Consider the following 243-nt stretch of genomic DNA (forward strand, 5'->3'; position numbering starts at 1 on the left):
GGCTGGAGTTCTAAGTTATGGCAAATAACGATCAAAAGCGCGACGAAGGCTACATCGAGAAGCTGGTTCAGGTTAACCGCGTTGCCAAGACCGTAAAAGGCGGCCGTATCTTCACCTTCACCGCGTTGACCGTGGTTGGTGATGGTAAAGGTCGTGTGGGCTTCGGCCGTGGCAAATCGCGCGAAGTACCTGCTGCGATTCAGAAAGCCATGGAAGCTGCTCGCCGCAACATGATCCAGGTAG

1 pseudogene is annotated in these 243 nt (G+C 54.3%); it reads left to right on the forward strand.

From position 1 onward, the window contains the following. Positions 1-17 precede the first annotated feature (17 nt). A pseudogene (locus R0J88_RS22750) lies at positions 18-243 on the forward strand (30S ribosomal protein S5); the annotation flags it as partial.

Origin of the sequence: Pseudoalteromonas sp. SIMBA_162 (assembly GCF_046535955.1) — a bacterium.
In the GTDB taxonomy this organism is placed as follows: Bacteria; Pseudomonadota; Gammaproteobacteria; order Enterobacterales; family Alteromonadaceae; genus Pseudoalteromonas; species Pseudoalteromonas marina.